The 4,815-nt window shown below is 72.0% G+C and carries 4 protein-coding genes; 3 read left to right on the forward strand and 1 reads right to left on the reverse strand.

Features of this window, described 5'->3' with window-relative positions:
- Positions 1–99: 99 nt before the first annotated feature.
- Positions 100–1,053 (forward strand): NADP-dependent oxidoreductase, encoded by a 954-nt coding sequence (locus ACIBEC_RS47550; RefSeq protein ID WP_360510214.1) that lies wholly within the window; start codon positions 100–102, stop codon positions 1,051–1,053.
- A gap of 148 nt (positions 1,054–1,201) precedes the next feature.
- Here ACIBEC_RS47550 and ACIBEC_RS47555 read toward each other — a convergent pair whose 3' ends face one another.
- A complete protein-coding gene (locus tag ACIBEC_RS47555; RefSeq protein ID WP_360510216.1) occupies positions 1,202–1,939 on the reverse strand; it encodes a MarR family transcriptional regulator in 738 nt (245 codons plus the stop codon).
- Positions 1,940–2,190: 251 nt separating this feature from the next.
- Here ACIBEC_RS47555 and ACIBEC_RS47560 point away from each other — a divergent pair, with 251 nt between their 5' ends.
- On the forward strand, positions 2,191–3,417 hold the full coding sequence (locus ACIBEC_RS47560) for a serine hydrolase domain-containing protein (RefSeq protein ID WP_360510218.1): 1,227 nt from the start codon (positions 2,191–2,193) through the stop codon (positions 3,415–3,417).
- A gap of 234 nt (positions 3,418–3,651) precedes the next feature.
- Entirely contained in the window at positions 3,652–4,356 is a 705-nt protein-coding gene (locus ACIBEC_RS47565; protein WP_360510220.1) for a DUF4232 domain-containing protein, read from the forward strand.
- The last annotated feature ends 459 nt before the right edge of the window (positions 4,357–4,815 follow it).

A 4,815-nucleotide genomic window follows, 5' to 3' on the forward strand; every position in this document is an offset into this window, starting at 1 on the left:
ATCCGATCGGCTCCTCCATGACAGCCATACCCAGAGCCCCTGGGCCGACCGATCTTACGAGTGACCAGTGCGAACCCACCCTTGAAAGGTAGGACCTTCATGCCCATCACCATGCGTGCCGTCTCCCAGGACACCGCCGGGGCGCCCGACGTCCTCAAGGTCGTCGAGACGCGGCGCCCGGAGCCCGTACGGGGCGAGGTCCTGGTCCGGGTGTACGCGGCCGGGGTCAATCCGGCCGACTGGAAGACCCGCGCCCGCGGCGAGTTCGCCACCGGCGCCACACCGCCGTTCGTCCTCGGGTTCGACGTCTCCGGTGTGGTCGAGGCCGTCGGCGCCGGCGTGACGGTCTTCCGGCCCGGCGACGAGGTGTACGGGATGCCGCGCTTCCCGTACCCGGCCGGCGCCTACGCCGAGTACGTCACCGCACCCGCCCGGCACTTCGCGCCCCGCCCCCGGAGCCTGACCCACCTCGAGTCGGGCGCCCTTCCGCTGGCCGGGCTGACCGCCTGGCAGGCCCTGGTGGACACCGCCGACGTGCGGCCCGGACAGCGCGTGCTGGTCCACGCCGCGGCCGGCGGGGTCGGCCACCTGGCCGTCCAGATCGCCAAGGCCCGCGGCGCCCACGTGACCGGCACCGCGAGCGCCGCCAAGCACGGGCTGCTGCGCGAGCTCGGCGCGGACGAGGTCGTCGACTACCGCACCGAGGACTTCGCCGAGGCAGTCCGCGACATGGACGTCGTGCTGGACACCATCGGCGGCGCCAACCTGCCGCGCTCCCTGCGCACCCTGCGCCCGGGCGGCACCCTCGTCTCGATCATCCCGCCGGACGAGACCTTCCCCCACGCCGAGGCCGAGGCGGCCGACGTCCGGGCGGCGTTCATGCTCGTCGAGCCCGACCACCAGGGCCTGCGCGAGCTGACCCGCCTGGTCGAGGACGGCCGCCTGCGGGTGATCGCCGACGCGGTGTTCCCGCTGGAGGAGGCCGCCGAGGCCCACCGCCTGGGCGAGCAGGGGCGCACCACGGGGAAGATCGTCCTGTCGGTCGCGGGGTGAGGCGGTCTGGTTGATCCTGCGATCCTGTGACAGGCCGAGGTGATTGCGCGGACTCGGCGTCGTCCGGCTCGGTTGCGCGGAGGAAGTCGGCGGCCTTGCCCGGCACGGCGGAGGAGCTGAGGAGCGGAGGAGCTGAGAAGCCGAGGAGCTACGGGAGCAACTCGCCCTCGGCGAACCGCTGCTCCACCGAGCGGACGAGGTCGATGCCGATGTGCTCCAGGAAGACCGCCGCCGTGGTGAGCCGCGCCCCGGCGGGGGAGGCCGCGCCGAGCAGGCCGGCGCCGTTGCGGGTGAACTGGGCCAGCGTGGCGTTGCGTCGGGCGCTGGCGAGCATCGAGCGGTACCAGACGTCGTCGTCGATCACGTAGCGTTCGCGGCGGCTGTGCTCGTCGCGTTCGCGGCGGATCAGTTCCTGGCTCTCCAGGTAGGCGACGGCCTTGGAGACCGAGGCCGCGCTCACGCCGAGCCGCTGCACCAGTTCGGCGGCGCTCAGGCGGCCGGTGTCGGTGACGTAGAGGCAGCTGAGCACGCGGGCCGCCATGGGCGGCAGGCCGAGGTGCACCAGCAGGTCGGCGAACTGTCCGGTGAACTCGGTGATGGCGGCGGCGTCGCGTCCGTCCACGGCGGAGTCGTGGACGTCGGCGGCCGTCGCGGCGTCGCCGGGGAGCCGGGCGGGGCTCGACTGGCGGCGACGGGAGCGCTGGACGGTGGCGCGGTGGGCGCCGGCCGCGCGGTAGCCGGAGGGACCGCCGTTGCGGGCGATCTCCCGGGCCACCGTGGAGGTGGGGCGGGCGAGTTGGCGGGCGATCTCGGCGTAGTCGAGCCCGGCGACGAGCCCGGCGGCGATCGTGCGGCGGTCTTCCTGAGTCAGCCTGGCGCCGGGCACGGGCGGCTCCTCTCTTGCGGGTCCTTGCGGGTCCTTGCGGGTCCTTGCGGGTGTTTGCGAGCGAGCATGCGGGCGGAGTGCACTCGTTGCAACGTCGATTGCATTAGCCGGCAGGCTCATTGCGACGATTTACCCCCTGCCAGCTGCGACGTTACTACCCTCAGGCTGCTTGGGTGTTGATGGAACGTCAAATATAACCGTACTGTCCTCACCGACGACGAAAGCAGCAACCGATCACCGGGGGACCCACCATGAAGACCACCGCCCGCGCCGCCGCCCGCACCGCCGTACTCACCTCCGTACTCACCGCGGCCCTGCTGGCCGCCACCCCGGCGGGGTTCGCTGCGGACCACGACCGGAGCAGCCACCAGCGCGGCCACCAGGGCGTCCAGAGCGCGCTCGACCAGGCGATCTCCGAGGGCGGCCTGCCGGGGGCGATGGCCGAGGTCCAGGACGGCGGCTCGACCTGGTTCGGTCAGGCCGGCGCAGCCGACCTGACCACCGGTCGCAAACTCGGCCCGCAGGACCGGTTCCGGATCGGCAGCACCACCAAGACCTTCGTCGCCGCCCGGGTCCTCCAACTGGAGGCCGAGCACCGGCTCAGCGTGGACGACACCGTCGAGCAGTGGTTGCCCGGGGTGGTGGACGGCAACGGCTACGACGGAGCGAAGATCACCATCCGTCAGCTGCTCAACCACACCAGCGGGATAGCCAACTTCGCCATGTCGGATCAGGTCAGCAAGGACTTCTCCGGAACGGCCTTCCTGCAGCACCGGTTCGACAGCTTCACGCCGCTCCAGCTGGTCCAGCTCGCCCTCACCGACAAGCCGCTCTTCGCACCCGGCACCGGCTGGACGTACTCCGACACCAACTACGTGCTGGCCGGCCTGATCGTGGAACGGGCCACCGGGCACAGCCTGGCCCAGGAACTGGCCGAGCGGATCACCAAGCCGCTGCACCTGAAGAGCACCTACGAGCCGACCGGGGACGACACCGGCATCCACGGCCCGCACAGCCGCTTCTACTCCCGACTGGCAGACTCCGACAAGCCCGACACCCCGACCTACGGCATCTACGACGTCACCGACCTCAACCCCTCCTGGGGCTACGGATCGGGCGACCTGATCTCCACCCTCGGCGACCTCAACACCTTCTTCCGCGCCCTGATGCAGGGCCGGGTACTGCCGCCCGCCCAGATGAACGAGATGTTCACCATGGAGGACCCGAACAACGGGTGGGTCCCGGACTCCCACTACGGCCTGGGCATCGGCCAGGTCACCCTCTCCTGCGGTGACGTCTGGGGCATGGGCGGCGCGATCAACGGCTCCTGGTCCTACACCTTCGGCACCCGCGACGGCCGCCACATGCTCTCCACCGAAGTGAACGGCGACTGGGCCTACGGCGACCTGAAGTGGCCGATCGGCGTGTTCACCGCCGAGCTGGAGGCCGAGTTCTGCAAGGGCGGGACGCCCTCCTGAGACGCCCTCCTGAGACGCCCTGCTGAACGGACATGGGCCGCGACCTGGGCCGCGACCTGCCCGGTCGCCGCCGTTGTCCGGAGGCCTTCCGGGTCTCGTCACCGTCCTGTCACACCTGACCGCTCGGGGAACCGGCGCCGGGGCGGCGGTGTGTACCGGGCAGGTGCCTGCGCTGGGTCGGCACCACTCCATCCCTCGGGGGACGCCATGCAGGACATGCAGCACAGACAGGACATGCGGGACAGACAGAAGGCCCGCAGAGCCGCGGTCGCGGTGGTCTCAGCCGCCACCGCCACCCTGCTGATCACGGCGTGCGGGCCCGGGAGCGACGAGCCTTCGACCGCCGGGGCACCGTCGGTGGCGGCCAGCGCCTCGACCGTGCCGAGCCCCGCGTCCCCGGCCCCCACCAAGGGCAGCACACCGTCGGCGGCGCCGGCCACGGGACCGGCCACGGGAGGCGCGTCGTCCAGTGGAGCGGCGTCTGCCGGTGCAGCGGCGCCGGCTTGCGCGATCGGCGATCTGAAGGCGGACGCCCACCAGGCGAAGCAGCGCCCCGAGGGCACCGGCGTGGGAGCGGCGATCGTCTCGTTCACCAACACCTCCGCCCGCCCGTGCACGCTGCAGGGCTTTCCGACGGTCGCCGGAGCCGCCAACGGCTCCCCGGACCGCAACGCCCCACTCACCGTGACGCACACCGGCCCGACCGCCCCGGTCCGAGTGGCCCCGGGCGGAAAGGCCTGGGTGAAGCTCACCTTCGTCCAGGTCCAGGGCGAGGCCGACGGCTACTGCGTCTCCGGCGCCACCCCGGTCGCCTACCCCACCCTCGTCCTGGGCCTGCCGGGCGCCGGGGCACACCAAGTAGCCCTGGACGACGGCCTCTTCGCCGAGTGCGACAACAAGGTGACCACCACCGCACTGCTGGCCACCAGCCCGTCCTGACGAACACTGCCGCCACGGCCGACGGGCGGGCGCGCTTCGGCGCGGCCGCGTCGGTGGCAAGCCACCGTCGGCGCGGGTGGTCTCGCAACCGGTGGAGCGGGCCGGTCCCCGGTCAGAGGTGGCAGACCAGGATGCCGCCCAGGCAGGTGATCGTGCCGTGCGGTGTTGCTCGTCACTGGCAGCTCCGGAGTGTTCGTCAGCGCGGCCCGAGAGCAGGCCCACCCGGACGATCCCCGGGTGGGACGAGCCCGGTGCGAGGCCGAGCAACTCGGCGCGTCGGCCATCAGGCGCGTCGGCCATCAGGCGGCCTCGGCCATCGGATGCCGAGCGCGGTGTCAGGCGGCCGCCCCGCCGGCGGGGCGGCCGGAAGATTTCAAGTCCAGTGAGACGGTCGTGACGCTATGAGGTTTGTGGTGCGGGTTCCCTGCGCTTGGCCGGGTCGTTGATCCACGCCGTCTT

Source organism: Kitasatospora sp. NPDC051164 (assembly GCF_044455625.1).
GTDB lineage: Bacteria > Actinomycetota > Actinomycetes > Streptomycetales > Streptomycetaceae > Kitasatospora.

Coding starts and splice junctions, on each gene's coding strand:
- ACIBEC_RS47550 (WP_360510214.1), top strand. CDS start 100: ATGCCCATCACCATGCGTGCCGTCTCCCAGGACACCGCCGGGGCGCCC.
- ACIBEC_RS47560 (WP_360510218.1), top strand. CDS start 2,191: ATGAAGACCACCGCCCGCGCCGCCGCCCGCACCGCCGTACTCACCTCC.
- ACIBEC_RS47565 (WP_360510220.1), top strand. CDS start 3,652: ATGCGGGACAGACAGAAGGCCCGCAGAGCCGCGGTCGCGGTGGTCTCA.